The following is a 262-nucleotide window of genomic DNA, read 5'->3' as shown; positions in this document are numbered from 1 at the left end:
GCACGTGATAACGGTCGAAGCGGTACTTGTCGAACTTGTGCAGGTAAACGTTGTTCAGGCTGGCACCGCTGTAGACCACTCGGTCATCGATCACGAAGCCTTTGAGGTGCAGCACACCGAACAGCTCGCGAGTCTGCACCGGCACGCCGTAGACCGGCACCACGCTCTGGTGGGTGCGGGTCATTTCCTGATACCAGGCCGCATTGCCCGGCTGCTTGCCGGCTCCGATCAAGCCGCGCTGGGCGCGCAGCCAGTCGACCAC

The 262-nt window shown here is 62.6% G+C and carries 1 pseudogene; it reads right to left on the bottom strand.

What is annotated here, in order from left to right:
* Positions 1 to 262: pseudogene (gene pssA / locus HU743_RS27055) on the bottom strand (CDP-diacylglycerol--serine O-phosphatidyltransferase); the annotation flags it as partial.

Source organism: Pseudomonas sp. SWRI99, assembly GCF_014270125.1.
Classification (GTDB): domain Bacteria; phylum Pseudomonadota; class Gammaproteobacteria; order Pseudomonadales; family Pseudomonadaceae; genus Aquipseudomonas; species Aquipseudomonas hamedanensis.
The sequence above is the reverse complement of the archived record's forward strand: the minus strand, read 5'-3'. Positions and strand labels throughout refer to the sequence as shown.